Genomic DNA, 18945 nt, shown 5'->3' with positions numbered 1-18945 from the left:
ACACTTATATTATAGTAACGTATTTTCATTTAGATGCCAAACACCAGCTACTACCGCCTTCTGTGTTTGACAAAAGTCATAAAGTGAAGGATACATGCTAACAAAATAAAGAAAATTAGGGCAAACGAAATGTAGACCGTAAAAAAGTCAGTCTTTGGTAATAATCCTAACCCCAGTTGAATCAGCATCGTTATCAACGCCATCACACAAATCATTACAAATAGCTCAATGTATCTCTTCATCGTACTGTCATCTCTCTTCTTAACGTTATTTAGTTTGTTCCCGTACTTCTCACAAATTCGTTTCTTCTTAGCAGGGAGCTCCTTCATTCCATAAGTTCCTGGAACCACAAACTCGCCTATTTTGATAACCCCCGCTGCAGTCATTACCTTATCGATGGTTCTAAACGTTTGATCCGTTACTCCAGTGACAAAATTTTCAAATTCACCAGTGTAACAATTCGTAAAACTAAGATAGTGCTTGTCTTTGAACCGATCAGGATGAGTTCCTCCCGTATGGTCAAACCGCACCAGCCGTTGTCTCATACAGTCAAAAAAGTCCTTCATTTGGCCGGCAAGATTTCCCCAGTATGTTGGGGCACCGATTACCCAAACATCGCTTTCGAGCATCTTCTGTTCTAACTTATCTAAAACTGGATCCTGCTTGCCGAATATATCTGGTTTAAAATCATAGTTTTCAAGGTAGACTACTTCATATGTATTGGGTTGCTGCACATGACTCATTAGTTCATTCATCGTCATCGCTGTCACCCCAGTATCAAGATGCGAACCTAAAATTCCTAGTATCTTCATTCTGTTCCCCCCCTAGTAAACCAAGTGTTACCTTTAATTGTAACCAAATAATTGCTAAAAACAAACTGATAAACGACACTAAAAAAACCAGGCCTCATTTTCATAAAATCATGAAAACAAAACCTGGTTCAAATAAAACTAATTATTCTGAATCTTTATCTTTCAACTTATCGTCAATTGGGTAGGTCAATCTAATAAAACTACTTACCACGATTGGAATTAAGATTACCAAGAACACTAACCCAACGATAACGCCAATTGCTACCTGAATTAAGGTTAGAACACCGGATGGAATCAAGGCGGCAAATGTCCCTCCAAGGATAATGGCGGCAGAAATCACCACTGTACCAATGATGGCGGCTGCCTTTGTCAATCGCCTACTTGGAATATCATATGCAACTCCAAGTTCACGATACTTAGTCATCAAGAAGATACTATAATCGACTCCCAATGCAATCAGCATGACAAACGTGAAGAACGGTGTGTTCCACGTTAATAAATCATGACCTAAGAACTGGGCGCTAATAAACTTAGTGATGGCTAGGGCACTAAAGTAAGAAACCACCAACGTGCCAATAATATAAAGCGGTTGAAGAACTGACATCGTCATCAACATCAACGCAGCCGTGATACCAATCAACATAATGACTGCCGTTCTCAGGAAGTCTTGGTTTGCGGTTTCCTTTATGTCGGAAATAGTAGCGGTTTGGCCACCAACGGCAACCTCAGCCTTATTAAGAGATGTCCCTTTGATAACTGCCTTAACTTGATCATTAAGCTCATCAACTCGTTTCATTGATTGCTTAGAATTTGGATCAGTATTTAGAACTACAGTTAACTTAGCAATCTTCTTGTCTGAAGATAGATAAGCGTTAGTTGCACCTGAGAAGGTCCCACTTTTCAAAACACTATCCTGAATATAGAAGGTATTAGCGGCAGCGGACTTTTGCAAACCAGCAAGGTACTCTGAGGCTCCCTTAATTCCCTTCTCAATCTGAAGTAGTCCAGCACTGGCTTGCTTTAATGAAGCCTGAACTGTCTTTAGTTGATTACCAACAACTTGAGTGTTGGTACCAATAGTTTGCGTTTCGCTGGCAACGGTCTGTAGAGTTGAGCTAACCTCGCTCATTTGTGACTGCTGCTTAGCCATTGCACTACTCATAATTTGCTGTTGGGTAGCATTCAGCGGATGGCCTGCTTGAGACATTGCTGACTGAATTGAGGCAACCTCGCTCTGAGCAGATGATGATGCTTGTTTAGCTTGAAGCTGTTGCAAGTCGCTACCAATCGTTTTGGCACTGGTTCCAATTGCTTTCAAGCTCGACTTATCAAACTTTGTTTGCGAACTTTGTTTGCGAATGGTTTTCAGTCCCTTTTGGACCGTTTTCATCTTTGAATTAAGGATCTTCAATTGATCGTTAACGTAAAGCTGACTGATTTGCTCACCACCTGGTTGGGTAACAGAAGCGACCGTCTTAACCCCAGGCTCCTTTTGGAGTTGCTTCGTAACGTTATCGATTGTTTTTAAATCAGCCTCATTATCAAGCTTATGGTTAGCTCTAATGTAGACCGTAGTTGGCTCCGCCATTCCCTTTGAGAAATGGTTTTGAATAACCTGATACCCTTGTTTTGATGGCAAACTGTTAGCAAGCTCCGTTGTGTCATCGTAGTTCAGCTTATTACCATTATAAGTTGCTAAGAACGGTACGGTCAGAATCAAAGCAATAATAATGGCAATAATTGGGTGGGCGGCTGAGTGTTTGGATAGGAATCGCCAAATTATACTTTCCCTAGTCTTAACTCTGTTTTGACTTGGCCAAAACAGCATCTTGCCAAAAGTAGCCATAAAAAACGGATTCATTGTCAACAACACTAGCAATAGGACTAGCACTCCAATAGCCACTCCAAATGCTGACTGGTAAATCGAAAACTTAGCAAGCCCTAAAGCTGCAAACCCAATCAAAACAGAAATGCCACTGTGACGAATTGTCTTTCCGGCAACCTTCATTGAATGGGCAGTAGCTTCCTCGCTACTCATCCCTTCCTTTAAATCGCCTTTAAACTGGTTATAGAGCAGAATGTTATAGTCCGTTCCGATTCCAAACAGAACCACGACCATAAATACCTGCGTAAAATTAGAAATAGTTAGTCCAAACTTATCAGCTAAGTTCATCGTGATACTTAGCGAAATCAGAAATGATGTTCCCACCGTTAATAGGGAAATCAACGGAACAATTGGTGAGGCAAACACGATAATCAACACAATCAGAATAAAGATGATCGCAATTGCTTCTGTCTTCTTGACCCCTTCCTCAGTCGCTACTCGGAAATCATCATTGAGGATATCACTACCGGTAACATAAGTTTTTACCCCAGCAGTTTTAACCAACCCTTTTAGCTGGTTATTCATCGCCTGTACTGATTTCTTCTTGGAAACGTTCAGTTGAACCAACTGAGTTGATTTGTCCTTAGAAATCAGTTGCTTTTCGGTCATAGCACTATCTTCGGGAGCAGTGATTTTTTTAATATCATACTTAGCTTTGTTCTGCTTAAGGTCCCGAATGGTTGCCTCGATGTTTTCCTTTTGGTATTCGGAAAGTTTGTGGTTTCCGTTGTTAAACACCACGACTACTTGGCGGGTATCACTGATACCGTGACCCCAATCTTTGTCCATCGTCTTAGCAACTTCACTTTTGGCGGTTGCTGGAATCTTGGTTTGTCCCTTGTCGGCTAGCAGACTCGAAATGTTTGGCATAAATACAACTGCCAATACGATTGCAATTATCCATCCAACCAAAATAGCGCCGTATCTCTTTGATAACTTATTCATTCTTTTAACCCTCACTCTTCCTTTCATCGTGAATCAATCGATCCAGATACTGGTGGGCAGTATTTAAGTCAATTTCATTTCCTCGTAGAAACGCCCACTCGAGAACCAACATAATTGTGTTGCAGTAATGATCTGCAACTAACTCAGGGGGAACATCAAGTGGCATCTCATCACAAAACTGAATTACGATTTTCCTAGCTTGAACCTTGAAATAATTTAAAAAACTAACAATGGCCATACCTTCAAGCTTATTATTCTCCATTATTTGCTGGAGAAGTTTGTGGTGCTCGGTCAACAAGTTATAAATTCGATCAAAGTAGACATCAACGATTTCCGTTGGTGGCATTGACTCGTAGTCCTCTAGCTTGATTTCCTTACTTAACACATACCAACAGTAGTTCAAAAGGTCTTCCTTATCATCAAAATAATTATAGAAAGTTGCCCGTGGAAACTCACTTCTTTGTGATATTTCGTTAACACTTATATCTTCAAATGCCTTTTCCGTTAGCAGTACAAACATCGTTTCAGCAAATGCCTTCAACGTTCTAGTTGCTCCCCGAGTTGGCTTCTTAGACAAGTCGTACTTCATTTTCTCACCACCCCAAAAACCATTTCAAATTTCTATCAGCCAAAATTCTACCACGTCGTCCAATTTTTTACAACCGTCTAAAAATAAACAATAGCAAAAAAATAGGGCGGCTGTCATTATCTAGCAGCCCCCTAATGGCTATTGAGCAGCTTTTTAGCCACCCATTACCTCTTTTATTAATTCAATTACTTCCTTATACAGTTTACTACTAATGTCACTCTTTTGAACCACTAAATAAAAATCACGAATAAATCGATTATCAAGCCGCTTGTGTTTAATAGATTCATCAATACTTTTTTCAGATAAGATCGCTTGCCCCATCCCAGCAGCAACCATTTGTTTAATCAGCCCAATACTACTAACCCGAATTGTTTTTTTAGGAGTAATGCCTTCCTGGCGCCAGTATTCATTGGTATAATATTCAATTCCGGAACCAGCTTCCCTAGTAATCCAGATACCAGTTTCTTGGCCAACTAAATCAAGTTGATCACTGGCAACCGAAATTCGTTCAATATTTTCAAAGACAATTGGCTTTTCAATTAAACCAACATCAATCTTTCTAGTTTGCAGTTGCCGCATTACGGTTTCCGAATTAGACACTGCTACGTTAAATTCAACTTCAGGCATGGATTCAATGAATTTCTGACCTATCTTGGCGAAAAAGATTTCGGCAATCGTTTGGGAAACTCCAAAATTAAGGTGGTGCTTTTCTTCATTAGCTTGCTGAACCACTTCTGAAATATCTCGCCACTCACTGAGCATTTTATTGGCCCGTTTGTATAAAATATCAGCTGCTTTGGTGGGAACCACTAATCGTTTGTTTTCCCGTTCGAATAATACGATTTGAAATTGGCGTTCTAGTTGATTGATCTGATTAGACACCGTCGGTTGAGTAATAAATAACTGTTGGGCAGCCAACGAAAAACTACGGGTCTCATAGACCACCACAAACGTTTCTAAAAATTTAAACATGAAATTCCTCCGTTATAAATTTACTCTATATTAAAAATAAAAATAATCAATTTTTCTTATTATGATATCTGTTTTATAATTCTAAGTAAAGAAAGAATATAAGGGAGGAACATCATGAAAACTTTACTCAAACAAATTCCATTACCAATCTGTGGTTTAGCTCTAGGAATCTTATCGTTAGGTAATTTACTCAACGCGTTTAACCTAACAACCATTGGTACTATTTGTGGCATCATTGGTTTGATAATCGTTGCGGGTGTTACTGGCAAAGTTGTATTTACTTTCAAACACGTCTTGAACGACCTCAACGATCCAATCATCGCGTCAGTTGCCCCAACTTACACAATGGCAATCATGATTCTTAGTACATTTATTAAGACATGGTTTGGTTCAATCATTGCGACCACCAGGTGGACCGCAGCGGTAATTCTCCAATTTGTAATCATTGGTTTGTTTGTCTATATTCATATGTTAAAACCTTCTGTTCAACTAGATCACGTTTACCCAAGCTGGTTCGTAACCTTCATTGGGATTGGCGTAATTCCCGTTACTGCTACTAAATTCATCCCAGTTATCGGGATGCCAGTACTAATTCTTGCCCTGGTTCTTTACGCAATCCTATTACCAATCGTAATTGTTAGACTTCTCAGAAGAGAACTACCATTTGAAGCAACATTACCCTTACTAACAATTATGGCTGCCCCAGCATCCCTCTGCTTGACCGGATACCTTTCAATGGTAACTCACCCAACTTTCTGGTTTGCACTAGTAATGGTAGTCTTGGCTCAGATTCTCTACTGGGGGACCCTTGCCAAAATCGTTCGGTACGTGCGCCTATCATTCTACCCAAGTTTTGCAGCCTTCACTTTCCCACTAGTAATTTCAGCAACTGCTCTCAACTTATTCGTTTCAAAATTCAGCTTCAGTGCCAGCCTAACTAGTTTCCTTCACGGTGCAGTCATCCTGGAAACGGTACTGGCATCTGCAATGGTTGCCTTCGTTCTCGTAAAGTACACCATCTTTCTTACGGAAAAATTTGCGGGTTCAATGAAAAAGGAAACAATGAAGACAAGTCACTAGGGAGTGGACCAGAAAGCATACGAAGATGCTTTTCATGGTTCCGGCCTCATGAAAAGACCCCATAAAAGTTAGCCATCAATCTAACTTTTATGGGGCTTTTTTTTGACTTAAATTGCAGAGAAAAGCATGTCCCACCACATCAAATAATGAACTATGAAACTTAATCACAGCATTGACTTTTTATGGTCGAAGATTAAAATTGTTCTCATATGATTAGATTTATAACAAACCAGTCCAGACGTTGAATCACAGATGCATTGTTTAAAAATTAAGGGGTCTCGCCAATGACGACTACTAAGTATATTATCCGATTGATTATCCAAATAATTATTGGTGGTTTAATCATTATTTTTGTTAACGTCAATTCCCAAAATCATATTGTCATTCAATTGAACGGTTTTAATTTATGGTTACTAGTTTCTCTGGTAATTCAACCAATCATAATTAAACACCAACACTTATTTCAAGATACTACACTGATTCAAAAAGGGGTAAAGATGCGGACAAAACAGTCATCGGCTAAGAAACTAAAATGGAGAACTCACAGCCGATCACAATACGATTTGGTCATCTTTGACTATCAATTATTTAATGATCGAATGATTTTTATGGCTAATCTTGGATTGCGAATATTTTTAATTGTATGTGGCCCATTTGTTTTATTGGTTAGGATTATTAAATCAAATAGGACCGAGTAAAAGCAAAATTCAACACCCGTTTTACACTTCACAACAGCAAATTAGAATTAAGGTGACCTAGGATTCATGGGAACTATACAAGTAAAAAATTTAACGTATCAATACTTAGACTCGGATAAGGCAATATTCAAAAACCTTTCTGTAGACATCAATGATAACTGGAAACTAGGGTTGATTGGCAGAAATGGTCGTGGGAAAACAACCTTTCTTAAGCTTCTACTTGGAGAGCTAGATAATCAGAATTCTGTTACAACAAATGTCCAATTTACCTATTTCCCTAAATTCCCCTCAGACCCCACTCAAACCGTAATAGATTTGATGACAAGTACTGGGGGGGAAGCGTGGCAAGCAAGAATCGAATTAGATCGGATAGGAATCGATAGCTCTTTTGACCAGCGCTCCTTTAACTCACTTAGTGGTGGAGAACAAACTAGAGTGTTACTTGCACGGGGGTTTATTACTCGTGGCGCGTTTCCATTAATTGACGAACCCACGAATCATCTTGATATAAGCGGTCGTAAAATTGTCGGTCAGTACTTACGTAGCAAATCTGGATTTATCTGTGTTAGTCATGATGAATCCTTTCTCAATTCATTTGTGGATCACGTCATGTCTTTAAATCAGACTAGCGTTGATCTTATTAGTGGATCAATAGAAGACTGGAAAACAAGCAAGGAAATCCGTGACCACACAGCTATAGAAAAAAACGCTCAGCTTAGAAAATCAATTAAAAAGCTTAGTAGCAGGGCAAACCAACAACAGAGGTGGGCTGAGAAGAAAGAACGAGAAAGTAACGATGCTTCTAGTCGGAAAACTGCCAAGAAGTTAATGAAGAGGGTCAAAGCATTCAAGAGACGAGCTGAAAAGGACCAGCAAGATCGCGAAGGCTTGGTAAATGATGTTGAGGAAATTAGCCATTTAAGTACCAACATCAAAACTAGCACAGGGAGCAACCTATTTTTCAGTCTACGATCCTTCTGTATTCAGCGAGACCACACCCCCCTCTTCATACCAATCAATGTTGATTTTCACGAGAATAATCATCTTGCGATTTATGGACCAAATGGGATTGGGAAAACTACTCTTATTAATTTCTTACTCCATAAAGTCAAACTCGACTATGAGGGTTACCAATTAGTTACGTTACCAAACAACATTGGCTACATGTCTCAAAATTTTGAATTATTTGTTCGTAACGACCCATTCTTTACAAACGGTCCTTCAAGCGAGCGCACCATCGTCTGGAATATTATGCACCAACTAGGTGTTTCCAGAAGCCGGCTGCTTTCACCTCCAGCAGAATGGAGTATGGGATAAGCTAAAAAAGCCGCCTTAGCTTACACGTTAATGAAGAGATATGATTTATTAATCTGGGATGAGCCCACAAACTATCTAGATATTAGCGCCCGTGAACAGCTAATTAGTCTTATCAAAGAATCGCAAACATCATTAATTCTTATTGATCATGATGAGCATTTTATAAATGAGACATGTAATCAATTTCTTAAGCTAAGCAAACCTGTAGATTAGTTAAATAGCTTTATTTACCTGGATAGTTTAGCGTCATACAGAAACAAACCGCCTATGTTCGGTTAAATTTTGGACAGGGGGTTTGAGACTGGATAAGTACGCAAATAGCTAATTGTTTTGACCACTCCGGTTATTGACGCTACCTTTTTTTGAAACATTCACTATACCTAAAATTAAACAACAAATTTGTATCGGGCGTATTACTATTATAGTTATTACATAAGAGGTGAACTAAATGAAATTTATTACCCCACCAAGATTATCTATTGGGGATGAGATTAGAATAATAGCACCTAGTGACTCTCTAGTAAGAGTTGGCGGTATGATGGCAAACATATCATCTAAGAAAAAGTTAGAGTCTTGGGGCTATAAGGTGAGTTTTGGAGATCATGTGCTTGAAAATGACATTCGCGATTCATCTTCAATTAAATCTAGAGTTGAAGATATTCACGCCGCCTTCGCTGATAAAAATGTAAAGGCTATTGTTTCAGTAATTGGAGGAGCAACATCTAACGAATTACTACCTTACTTGGATTTTAACTTGATAAAAGAAAACCCAAAAATAATCGTTGGCTTTTCAGACTTTACAGCCCTAGCCAACGCCATCACCTCAAAAACTGGTTTGATTACATATTATGGGCCGGCATATGCAACTTTAAAGATGAATGGCGAACTTGGTAAATATCAAGACACCTATTGGCAAAAAGTTCTGAAAAATGAGCACGTGACCTTAACTTCATCTCAATACTGGGAAAGTTATAATTGGTTTGATCCTGATGCATCCCCAAATCTAAAAAGTAATGCTTGGAAAGTATACACCCCTGGGATTGCCGAAGGAGTAACCGTTGGCGGTAATTTAAACACGTTTTATCTTCTTCAAGGAACTCCTTTTCAGCCAAATTTAGATGGCAATATATTACTAACTGAGTTCTCAGATGGATCCGACTGGTATGAATACTCAAGAAATCTAGCATCATTACTCCAGATAGCTAATAACCCTAAAGGATTATTAATTGGAAGATTCCCACCAGACACAGGAATGACAGAGGAAAAGCTTTTATATGTTTTAGAGTTATTTCCAATACTCAAAAAAATTCCTGTGATCTATAATGTAAATTTTGGTCATACCCAACCAATCTTTACAATTCCAATTGGAAAAAAAGTTACAATTGATTCTACGAAAAAAACCATTTCTTATTAGGTAACGACAAGTGAATAAAAAACAACGTATTTTTTAATATGCAAAAATTTAGTTTAAAACAATTAGTGTGAAAGTTTAGTTAGGAGGGCATCATGACCTTTGCAGATGAAGTATTATCTTTTCAAGAAAAATTATCTAACTTCAAAATTGGCCTCCCCAAAGGCTATACATTGATTAATCCATATTCAGGGGTTAATAAAATACTAGTTAAACAAGTATCCTCCATATTTTATAAGAAATACTACGACGATAACAGGAAACGCCGATTAATTATTGGTTCCTCACCCGCTAGGAGAGGAACTGCAATTACAGAAATTCCATTTGAAGATGCTGAAGATATCGCAAAGGAAACTGGACTTTCACCAGCTGGCTTTCACATTAGTAAAGCTTCATCATCCTTCCTAAAATCAATAATGACCGAATATGGCGGAAAGCCAAAATTTTATCAAAACTTTTATCTAAGCTTTGTATTTCCATTAGGGATAAGCAGAACTAATTCAAACAATCATGAAGTAAACTGCAACTTTTATGAAAGTTCACAACTAAGAGAACTATTGACACCTTATATTAAAACCTTTTTAGAGGCTCAACTAAACCTCGGAATCGACACATCAGTTTGTTACTGTATCGGTAGCGGTGATAATTATAAATTCTTATCTAAAATCAACGATTCATGTGGCTTTTTCAAAGAAATAATTCCACTAGAACATCCAAGATTTATTACTCAGTACAATTCTAAAAACGTGGAGATGTATAAGCAAAAGTATATTTCAGCACTGACAAAATAAAATGGATTTTTCATTTTAGAATATCTATACTTCACTTAAAATCTCTATATGAACAATCTTTATTAGTAAAGGTACTCAAAAAAGCAGACTTCCTAAAATTAGAAAGCCTGCCTTAATATTTAAAATCAAAAACCAACATGACAGTTTTCTTTTTTCTACCTAGTTAAAAGCAATCATCATTAATCAATACCGCCAATCATTCAAAAAGGCCGCATCATTCTTCCATCCTAGTCGATACTGATTAACCGTTCGGTTCTTAGGACTGATTCTAAGTACCGTCCAGGCATTACTGTTGATTCCTGCCAAACTCCGTCGGGTGTGTTGCTGGTTTCTGAACCGCTCAGCACCATCCCCACGATCAGCAATTGCCGACGTCTGGGTCACAAACCAGATTCCGTTTTTATACGCAAAGTTATCGGTATGGGTATGCCCCGCAATGTAACCTATGACATTGCCAGTTTCCCGCTCAAACTCACTTATTAATTTAAAAATCTGGTTACTCTCATTGATTCCCGCTTTATTGGTAGAAGTATTGTTTTCAAATAGAGTCTTTAAGTAGCTTCGCTGTGAGCGATGCTTGCCGGCCATATCAATTGTGTTGACCCAATTATCGACCCCGTTTGGAGCAATATGATTGATAAATAGTAGCTGTTTGCCAGCCGCTCGTTTGCCTAACACCTCATCCCTCAACCAGTTGATCTGTTCCTCACTATAGTGAGTGTACCCGTGACGGAAACTACCAAAGTGAACCTGACCATCCTCATCCTTAACCACATCGGGTTGATCAAACCCATCAAGTACAACCACCATAATATCGGAATCGGGAACTTCGTATGTTCCATACACCGCGTGGTTTGCGTTTTCGTGAAGATTGAGATATTCACTTTGGCGTAACTGCCAGGCTTCTTCATTAGTTATCAGCTGATCGAGAAGGTAGCCAGCATTATCCCGAGTATAGCCAGAGTTATCATCGTGGTTTCCCTGCAGAATGATAAACGGTTTGCCACTTTCCTTGATAGCTTGGACCCCCACTTCAACATCCTGCTCGGAGATTTCCTTAGGTTTGACCCCATCATTAAGGTCACCGCCATGAACCACTAAATCAGCCCCGTAATTCTTGGCATAGTAGCTCATTAGCCGCATGCTGTTGACAACCGCAGCCGTTCCCGGAGTTTGATAGCTATCAATGTGGGAATCAGTCAGATAGGTGATAACAATGTCACCATCGACCATTCCATCCCGAACCTGCTTATCCAGAATATCCAACGCCAATTTTTGCTCATCAGTTGGCACAAATGGCTTACTCATATCTTCAACTTTTAGCGGGTCTTGCCGTTCCCAAGTTGTGACATTAGCCAAGAAAAAGCCGGTTTTTTTGCCATTTTCGTTAAACTTAAGCCCGCGGGTAATTGCGGAATACGGCCAGATGTTTTCAAACGGTTGTTCAGTATTTTGATCGATTACGTTACCAACTCGTTCGTACCTTCCTGGTCGGGGAAGTTTACGAACCTTTTTTAAGTCTTTTGGCCGGTAAAGTGGGATAAAGTTCCCATCGGTTAGTTTGGCCCAAAAGTATTCATTGTTCGTGCCCTTCACCTTAGCAACGTAATACGTCTTCTCTAACTTTTTGATTTTAGTCCCAGTTAAAAAACGTTCCTGAAAATCAGGATGAGTATACACGGATACTTCCCGTTTTAACAGCAACCAGCTCGATTGTTTCATGGGAAACATATACTGATCGAGTGAACTTCTCAACTCCCGTTTTTCATCAACCATTCTGCCACCTCATTTCAATATTAGTTTAGCGATAATGCTAGCCTTCTGCAAACTCTCCGGATTAAATTTACATAATTTTGACATTTGAAAGCCCCAGTTCACCTTTCTTCAATCCCCACCTAGATACGTTATACTAATGATAGCTAAGAATAGAAAGGATGAATGAAATGAGTAAACAAGTAACGATTGGTAAGTCTGATGTTGTCGCAACCCCCCTTGGAATGGGAACTAACGCCGTTGGCGGGTATAATTTGTTTCCTAACCTAGATGATGCGACCGGGGTGAAGAGCGTTCAAACTGCCCTCAATAGCGGTATCACCCTATTAGATACTGCCTACGTTTATGGGCTTGGGCATTCAGAAGAATTGGTCGGCCAAGCTATCAAGGATTTCAAACGCGAAGATATTGTGATTGCCACTAAGGGTGCTCACGACTTTTCAACTGGCAGTGAAGTAATCTCAAATGATCCTAAGTTCCTAACTGAACAGGTCGATAATAGTTTGAAACGCTTAGGTACCGACTATGTCGACATTTACTACATTCACTTCCCAGATAAGGACACTCCTAAGGCAGAAGCAGTTGGGGCTCTCCAAAGACTGCGCGAACAAGGAAAAATCAAAGCAATTGGAATTTCCAACTTCAGCCTAGACCAAATCAAGGAAGCGAATGCTGATGGCTACGTTGACGTCGTTGAGGACGAGTTCAGTTTGCTCCATCAGGATCACGGTTCAGACATGATGCCATACTTGAAAGAAAACAACATTTCGTTTGTCCCTTACTTCCCACTAGCATCTGGACTTCTGACTGGTAAATACAGCAATAACCAGACCTTCCCTGACGATGACATCCGCAGCCAAATAGCTGACTTCAAAGAACCCCGTTACAGCAATGCCCTTTCAGCAATCGACCAAGTTCGACCAATTGCTGACGCTCACAGCGCCACTGTTGCCCAGGTAATTTTAGCTTGGTACATTGAAAACCCACTTATCAGTGTGGTAATCCCAGGGGCTAAAAAACCTGAACAGGTCGAGGCCAACGCAAAAGCTCTTAATATTACCCTCTCAACCGACGAGTACAATACCATCGAGAACGCGTTTAAGGGATTTAAGGATCCTAGCGGTAAGTCGCTTTAACTGACCCAGATTAGGAGCATCTGTCATGGAAACAATTACGATTGATTCAAATACCGCAAACCTGTCAAAATACACCGAACTAATTAGTTCAGTGTCGTGGAAAGCGGGCAAATACCTGGCCAAGCTGCTAATGACGGGAGAACTTACCGGTTACCAGAAAGCCTTTGTCATCTTAGATAATAATCAGTTGGTTGGATTTTCAGCCCTTCTGAAAGAAGACATTGTTAAGGGAACTGGGGTGGAACCATTCATCAGCACTGTCTTTGTGAGCGAAGACTATCGTGGCCGACACATTAGTCAGAGGCTGGTGGTATTGGCTGAAAAGCAAGCTAGTCAAGCTGGTTTTCACACGATATACATCGCTACTGGCCATACTGGTTTATACGAAAAAATCGGCTACCAACAGTTTGACGAACAACCAGATCAATTTGGTCGGACGATGAGATTATTGAAAAAAGACATTCATTAGATAAGAAAAACCACTATTAGGTAGGACAATGAAAGAATATAAATTATCTTTCTGTCCCACTTAAAGTGGTTTTTTATTTATCGTATATTTTTCTAATTCTTTCCCGCAACTCTGGCACAACTTCATCCATAAACCACGGATTTCGTTTCTGCCACCCGTAGTTTAACGGTGACGGATGAACTAGTGGAAAAAAATCAGGTAAGTAGTTTTGGTAATTCCTAACGGTTGCCGTTAAATTCTCTTCTCTTTGTCTACCAAGATAGTATTTCTGAGCATATTGGCCAATCAGCAGGGTCAACTCAACGTTTGGCATTAGTTCCAATACCTGTTTGTGCCATTTTTCCGCAAACCCCTTCCGTGGTGGCAGGTCGCCATGTTTACCCTTACCAGGGAAATAAAAGTCCAACGGCACCACACCCAGTTTGCCTGAATGATAAAATTCATCCCTCGACACTCCCATCCAATCGCGAAGCTTATCGCCACTTGGATCATCCCAGAACGTCATCGATGCCTGGGCTTTTTTACTAGGTGCCTGACTAATAATCAAAATCTTTGCTGACTGTTCCACGTGAAACAAGGGCTTGATTCCAGCCTCAGTATACTCTTGGTTCTGATCATCCATTTCAATTTGATTGATGATTTCTGTTAGTTTATCCATTCCACTCACCTTAGATTGATAGTGCCGATAAAATTAATTGTAAATTCAACACGGTAATTATTGTTGTTAGCAGGTAGCCAACCACCATCGTCAGTTTTGAATTAACGTGGTCCCCCATGATTCGTTTGTTACTAGTAATTGCCACCATTGGAAATAACGTTAGTGGTAGGGCAATACTCAATGAGATTTGAGCATAAACGATCATATTTTCAAACACTTTTTCATCAAACCCAACCATGTAACCGACTATCAAAATTGGAATCAGAGTTACAAATCGGGTCAAGAGCCGCCGTTGCCACAATGGCAACCGAATATGAAGGTACCCTTCCATTACGATTTGCCCCGATAACGTACTAGTGATCGATGAAATCAATCCCGTTAATAGCAGCGCAAACGCAAACAGGAAACTCATTACGGGACTTGCTAAACTACCAACAAGATTGGCGTTCTTCAACCCATCAAAAACATCCTGAAAGGTGGAAAAATCATTACTTGAGTTGAAAAACAAGGTCCCACCCAGCACCAGCAACAAAGCATTGATAATAAAAGCCGCAAACAAATGGACGTTAGAATCCCACTTACCAAAGCGCAACGCTTCTTTAACTTGCACCGGATCATGATAGTCATACCGGCGACTCTGAGCCAAAGAGGAGTGAAGATAGATGTTATGGGGCATAATGGTGGCCCCCATTATACCTAGACTAATAATCAGCTTCTGATGGTTTTGAAGCAAATCAGCGGTTGGAATCGCACCTGAAAGAATTGATGCCACGTTAGGATCAGCTCTAATGACCTCAATTCCAAAAATAACTCCCACCACCATTATCGAGGTGAAAACCACAAACTCGATTCGGCGAATTCCGAATCGCAGAAAGAGCAACACAATCAGCACATCGAAAATCGTTAGTAAGATTCCATATAGAATCGGTAACCCAAATAACAACTTCAGCGCAATTGATGTTCCAACCACTCCCGTTAAGTCAGTCGCCATCATCGCAACTTCGTTTAACAACCATAACCCATAACGAACGGGTTTGGGAACAACTCTAGCAATCGCCTGAGCTAAATCAAGTTGGGTGACAACTCCTAAGTTAATAGCCAGGGTCTGCATGAACATCGCCACTAGGATTGACATCAATAGCACTGATATCAAATCATACCGGTACTGGCTGCCACCAGACAAAGAGGTCAACCAATTTCCTGGATCCATGTAACCAACTGCAACCAAGGCACCCGGGCCACTGTATGCCAAAAACTTTTGAACGAATGAAACGTCATAACCTGTGGGTACAGTCACACTCTGATTGATTTCATCTAAACTTTTGTTGTTTTCAGAATTTCCCATGCTCTTTCCCCCAAAAGGCAATTACTTCATTACTAAATCAGCCAGAAACTTAGCAAACCGTTTGTCACCATTTAACGGTTCAACAAGGTGGAACACGTCACCACCGTTTTCTTTGAACGTCTGATAGTTCTGAACCCCATTTTCTTCAAGTGTTTCTAGACCATCCACAATGAATGACGGGGCAACGATTAGAACTCGCCGTTTTCCCATCTGAATCATCTCTGTCAGATAATTTTTTAGATATGGTTTTAACCACGGGGCAGGACCAAACTTTGACTGGTAGACGGTCTTGCTGATGGCTTTGATTGCTGGAATTTGACTAAGAATCCCCTCAGTAGTCTCTTCGCATTCTTTTTGGTACGGATCACCATGTTTGACCATAGCCGTTGGAATCCCGTGGTAACTGAACAGCACTTCGTCATATTCTTGCTTATCTATGTATTGGCTTATTTTATCCGCCATAATTCGCTGATATTCAGGTTCGCGGTAAAAGTTATCGATTTTTTGATACTCAATTCCACTAGCATCAGCTTGATCGTAAATTGCTTTATGCGTGCTTTGGGTGTACTGAGGGTACATTGGTAGAACATTGATCTCATCGCAGCCTTTATCTTTCATATCCTGCATTTGATCAGCAATTCGTGGTTCACTATAGGACATCGCAAACCGCACATCCCAGTCTGGTAATTCAGCTTGGACGTTTGCGGTCATTATTTGGGTATAAGCAACCAAAGGAGAGCCCGCCCTAGTCCAGATTCGTTGGTAGTACGTAGCGGAACGCCACGACCTCAGTGGCAACACAAAACCTCTTAAAATCGGCTGCCAAACCCAACGGGGCATTTCAATTACGTTTTGATCGCTTAAAAACACCTTTAAATAGGCTTTCACATCAGCAGTCGTGGGCGTTTTCGGTGATCCTGTATTAACCAGTAGTAGTCCCTTCTTCATCAGCTCTCCCCCAAACGTTGTCGATACAATAATCATACACCAACTTTCAAATTATTTTCAGTCAGTGACTTTGAACCTGCTATAATAACAATAGCTTTTTTGTGAGCTGACATAAAAACTAGTTTGCAAAAATCACTACCAAAATAGGAGTACATGATGAACGAAATATTAAAGGAACAATTTTTTGTGGATGACCTGTCTGATGACCAGAAGGCCACCATTACCAACATTAACGATTATATCCAACAGGGACTCAACGGTAACCAGCACTCGGTTGCAATTATCGAAGGAGCCGCCGGAACTGGTAAATCAGTAGTGTTAATGGAATTAGTTCGCCAGTACATGACTGACAAAAACTACAAAACATACCTCGTAGTCAACCACCCTGAGCTATACAAGGCATACCGTGACCTTGGTGAGTCGATTCCAGGCATGAAAGTTAGTTCGATTCGCAGACCAACTTCATTGATCAACTACGCTCAAAAGAACCATAAAAAGTACGATATTATCTTTGTGGATGAAGCACACTTGCTTTATTCCAAACCGGAACCATACGCCCATTACCGCGGTGAGAACCAATTAACCGACTTAATGAATTTGGCTAAGGTAGTCGTTGTGGTTTACGATTTCGACCAAGTTTTCCAATCCAAGATGTACTGGGATAAGGACCTTCTTTACAAAACGATTGGTTCCCACCCCCACAAGCTATTCGATATGAACTTCCAGTATCGAATGGTTGCCAGTGACGAACAAGTTGCTTGGATGGATGATTTGACCGCTGAAAAACCAATGAAGCCATTTCCAGACAACAGTGACTTTGAATTTAAGGTTTACGATACCGCCGGAGCGCTATTCGAAGACATCAAGAAACGGAACAAGGAAGTCGGCATGAGCCGGGTCGTTGCTACATCTGGATTTCCTCGAATTGATGGCCGCCACAACGTGGAAATGGATACGTTTAGTCTGCCTTGGGATGAGTGGGATCCTCAAAGAACCCACTGGGCAAAATGGGAAGGTTCAATCACCCAGGTTGGAACTATCTACACATTACAAGGGTTTGATCTCAACTACGTGGGGATGATTATCGGACCATCATTTGGTTACGATCCAATCACCGATACAATGACCATTATTCCAGAAAAGTACTCTCATAAGGAAATCTTCAAGAAACGTAAGGATATCAAGTTTAGCAAGGAAGAATATAAGACATTTATTGCTAACGTCTTGAACGTGCTGATGAAACGGGGAAAGTACGGAATGTACTTAACTGCGTATGACGGTGCGTTGAGAAAGAGATTGATGGAACTGTATAAGACAGGTAAATAAGGTAAGCGAAAAGACATCCAAGGAGGATGTCTTTTTTGGTGGGATTATCTATGATACGGACTTGCGTATCATTTTATACTGCTGGTATTTTCAACCTGAAAAACTTAATTTATACTTGTTTATGTAAAAGACTATTGAATTTTCGAATTAAGGAGATGTTAATTACGATTAAAACTGAGTTAACAAGATTCAAAGTAAAAGCGGGTAAAGAAGCAAAGGTTGAGGAATGGCTTAGATTTTTGAACGACAATATGCACGAAACCCTGTTAACACTTGAAAATGAAAAAATGTATGTAGAAGTTATATTTAAAGAACAGAAAGCCGAAGGCGAATTTTTGTACTGGTTCTCAGTTCAAGGAACTGGGGGACAATCCGTAGAATCATCAGACAGTAGGATTGATAAAAAGCACATTGAATACTGGAATGAATGTATTGATGAGTCAACAAAACCTATTGATTTGGACCCAAAAGTAGTTATGATCCCAGATAAAATAATGAATAATATGAACTAAAAAACTACATCGTTTGAGATGTAGTTTTATTTTTAAATGGAAATTAGCTTTACCTATTATTTTAATACTTGCGCTAATCAATATAACCGATTTTATTCACACCTATTGCTTATTGATATTTAATACAAGTTCTCGTTTCATTTTACCAATCTCATCATCTCTATATATTGAAAAATTGTATCCATACTTCTTAGCCGAAAGATAATTACACCTCCAATAATTGTAAACTTTTAAAAACAAAACCTAGATGTACACTGAGTGGCCATCGAGTTGTATGT

17 protein-coding genes are annotated in these 18945 nt (G+C 39.8%); 9 read left to right on the top strand and 8 right to left on the bottom strand.

The features are described 5' to 3' along the window. Positions 1-50: 50 nt before the first annotated feature. From QOW94_RS06670 to QOW94_RS06655, 4 genes are all read right to left on the bottom strand, one after another. Positions 51-812 carry a flavodoxin family protein gene (locus QOW94_RS06670; protein WP_283679533.1) on the bottom strand — a complete coding sequence of 254 codons (762 nt, stop codon included), beginning with the start codon at positions 810-812 and terminating at the stop codon, positions 51-53. Positions 813-954: 142 nt separating this feature from the next. Next, positions 955-3642, bottom strand: a complete 2688-nt coding sequence (locus QOW94_RS06665) for an MMPL family transporter (RefSeq protein WP_283679532.1) — start codon at positions 3640-3642, stop codon at positions 955-957. 4 nt (positions 3643-3646) lie between these two features. Beyond that, positions 3647-4231 (bottom strand): TetR/AcrR family transcriptional regulator, encoded by a 585-nt coding sequence (locus QOW94_RS06660; RefSeq protein ID WP_283679529.1) that lies wholly within the window; start codon positions 4229-4231, stop codon positions 3647-3649. Positions 4232-4384: 153 nt separating this feature from the next. Then, positions 4385-5203: a LysR family transcriptional regulator gene (locus QOW94_RS06655; RefSeq protein ID WP_283679527.1), complete on the bottom strand. Its 819-nt coding sequence runs from the start codon at positions 5201-5203 to the stop codon at positions 4385-4387. Positions 5204-5317: 114 nt separating this feature from the next. Between QOW94_RS06655 and QOW94_RS06650 the strand changes: the two genes are divergently transcribed. The 5 genes from QOW94_RS06650 to QOW94_RS06630 all read left to right on the top strand — a co-directional run bounded on the left by QOW94_RS06650 (position 5318) and on the right by QOW94_RS06630 (position 10500). After that, on the top strand, positions 5318-6283 hold the full coding sequence (locus tag QOW94_RS06650; RefSeq protein ID WP_283679525.1) for a TDT family transporter: 966 nt from the start codon (positions 5318-5320) through the stop codon (positions 6281-6283). Between the two features lie 284 nt (positions 6284-6567). After that, entirely contained in the window at positions 6568-6981 is a 414-nt protein-coding gene (locus tag QOW94_RS06645) for a hypothetical protein (RefSeq protein ID WP_283679524.1), read from the top strand. Between the two features lie 66 nt (positions 6982-7047). After that, the gene (locus QOW94_RS06640; protein WP_283679522.1) at positions 7048-8298 is read left to right on the top strand and encodes an ATP-binding cassette domain-containing protein; all 1251 of its coding nucleotides are present in this window, start codon (positions 7048-7050) and stop codon (positions 8296-8298) included. A 448-nt stretch (positions 8299-8746) separates the two neighbouring features. After that, positions 8747-9712 (top strand): S66 family peptidase, encoded by a 966-nt coding sequence (locus tag QOW94_RS06635; RefSeq protein WP_283679520.1) that lies wholly within the window; start codon positions 8747-8749, stop codon positions 9710-9712. A gap of 92 nt (positions 9713-9804) precedes the next feature. Beyond that, positions 9805-10500: a uracil-DNA glycosylase family protein gene (locus QOW94_RS06630; RefSeq protein ID WP_283679518.1), complete on the top strand. Its 696-nt coding sequence runs from the start codon at positions 9805-9807 to the stop codon at positions 10498-10500. A gap of 183 nt (positions 10501-10683) precedes the next feature. On the opposite strand, the gene QOW94_RS06625 is transcribed toward QOW94_RS06630, so the two are convergent. After that, entirely contained in the window at positions 10684-12276 is a 1593-nt protein-coding gene (locus QOW94_RS06625) for a metallophosphoesterase family protein (protein WP_283679517.1), read from the bottom strand. A 167-nt stretch (positions 12277-12443) separates the two neighbouring features. Between QOW94_RS06625 and QOW94_RS06620 the strand changes: the two genes are divergently transcribed. Next, positions 12444-13409 (top strand): aldo/keto reductase, encoded by a 966-nt coding sequence (locus QOW94_RS06620; protein WP_283679515.1) that lies wholly within the window; start codon positions 12444-12446, stop codon positions 13407-13409. A 25-nt stretch (positions 13410-13434) separates the two neighbouring features. Then, the gene (locus QOW94_RS06615) at positions 13435-13878 is read left to right on the top strand and encodes a GNAT family N-acetyltransferase (RefSeq protein WP_283679513.1); all 444 of its coding nucleotides are present in this window, start codon (positions 13435-13437) and stop codon (positions 13876-13878) included. Between the two features lie 73 nt (positions 13879-13951). On the opposite strand, the gene QOW94_RS06610 is transcribed toward QOW94_RS06615, so the two are convergent. The 3 genes from QOW94_RS06610 to hemH are packed head-to-tail and all read right to left on the bottom strand — an operon-like array spanning position 13952 to position 16829. Next, positions 13952-14536, bottom strand: coding sequence for a uracil-DNA glycosylase family protein (locus tag QOW94_RS06610; protein ID WP_283679512.1), 585 nt, complete (start codon positions 14534-14536; stop codon positions 13952-13954). 10 nt (positions 14537-14546) lie between these two features. Beyond that, positions 14547-15881: an Nramp family divalent metal transporter gene (locus tag QOW94_RS06605; protein ID WP_283679511.1), complete on the bottom strand. Its 1335-nt coding sequence runs from the start codon at positions 15879-15881 to the stop codon at positions 14547-14549. 21 nt (positions 15882-15902) lie between these two features. After that, entirely contained in the window at positions 15903-16829 is a 927-nt protein-coding gene (gene hemH, locus QOW94_RS06600) for a ferrochelatase (protein WP_283679509.1), read from the bottom strand. Positions 16830-16985: 156 nt separating this feature from the next. Here hemH and QOW94_RS06595 point away from each other — a divergent pair, with 156 nt between their 5' ends. After that, positions 16986-18155 (top strand): DUF2075 domain-containing protein, encoded by a 1170-nt coding sequence (locus tag QOW94_RS06595; protein ID WP_283679507.1) that lies wholly within the window; start codon positions 16986-16988, stop codon positions 18153-18155. Between the two features lie 155 nt (positions 18156-18310). Beyond that, entirely contained in the window at positions 18311-18667 is a 357-nt protein-coding gene (locus QOW94_RS06590; RefSeq protein ID WP_283679552.1) for a DUF6176 family protein, read from the top strand. Positions 18668-18945: the final 278 nt, after the last annotated feature.

Source organism: Lentilactobacillus sp. Marseille-Q4993, from assembly GCF_951230165.1.
In the GTDB taxonomy this organism is placed as follows: Bacteria; Bacillota; Bacilli; order Lactobacillales; family Lactobacillaceae; genus Lentilactobacillus.
The sequence above is the reverse complement of the archived record's forward strand: the minus strand, read 5'-3'. Positions and strand labels throughout refer to the sequence as shown.

Coding starts and splice junctions, on each gene's coding strand:
- QOW94_RS06670 (WP_283679533.1), bottom strand. CDS start 812: ATGAAGATACTAGGAATTTTAGGTTCGCATCTTGATACTGGGGTGACA.
- QOW94_RS06665 (WP_283679532.1), bottom strand. CDS start 3,642: ATGAATAAGTTATCAAAGAGATACGGCGCTATTTTGGTTGGATGGATA.
- QOW94_RS06660 (WP_283679529.1), bottom strand. CDS start 4,231: ATGAAGTACGACTTGTCTAAGAAGCCAACTCGGGGAGCAACTAGAACG.
- QOW94_RS06655 (WP_283679527.1), bottom strand. CDS start 5,203: ATGTTTAAATTTTTAGAAACGTTTGTGGTGGTCTATGAGACCCGTAGT.
- QOW94_RS06650 (WP_283679525.1), top strand. CDS start 5,318: ATGAAAACTTTACTCAAACAAATTCCATTACCAATCTGTGGTTTAGCT.
- QOW94_RS06645 (WP_283679524.1), top strand. CDS start 6,568: ATGACGACTACTAAGTATATTATCCGATTGATTATCCAAATAATTATT.
- QOW94_RS06640 (WP_283679522.1), top strand. CDS start 7,048: ATGGGAACTATACAAGTAAAAAATTTAACGTATCAATACTTAGACTCG.
- QOW94_RS06635 (WP_283679520.1), top strand. CDS start 8,747: ATGAAATTTATTACCCCACCAAGATTATCTATTGGGGATGAGATTAGA.
- QOW94_RS06630 (WP_283679518.1), top strand. CDS start 9,805: ATGACCTTTGCAGATGAAGTATTATCTTTTCAAGAAAAATTATCTAAC.
- QOW94_RS06625 (WP_283679517.1), bottom strand. CDS start 12,276: ATGGTTGATGAAAAACGGGAGTTGAGAAGTTCACTCGATCAGTATATG.
- QOW94_RS06620 (WP_283679515.1), top strand. CDS start 12,444: ATGAGTAAACAAGTAACGATTGGTAAGTCTGATGTTGTCGCAACCCCC.
- QOW94_RS06615 (WP_283679513.1), top strand. CDS start 13,435: ATGGAAACAATTACGATTGATTCAAATACCGCAAACCTGTCAAAATAC.
- QOW94_RS06610 (WP_283679512.1), bottom strand. CDS start 14,536: ATGGATAAACTAACAGAAATCATCAATCAAATTGAAATGGATGATCAG.
- QOW94_RS06605 (WP_283679511.1), bottom strand. CDS start 15,881: ATGGGAAATTCTGAAAACAACAAAAGTTTAGATGAAATCAATCAGAGT.
- hemH (WP_283679509.1), bottom strand. CDS start 16,829: ATGAAGAAGGGACTACTACTGGTTAATACAGGATCACCGAAAACGCCC.
- QOW94_RS06595 (WP_283679507.1), top strand. CDS start 16,986: ATGAACGAAATATTAAAGGAACAATTTTTTGTGGATGACCTGTCTGAT.
- QOW94_RS06590 (WP_283679552.1), top strand. CDS start 18,311: ATGTTAATTACGATTAAAACTGAGTTAACAAGATTCAAAGTAAAAGCG.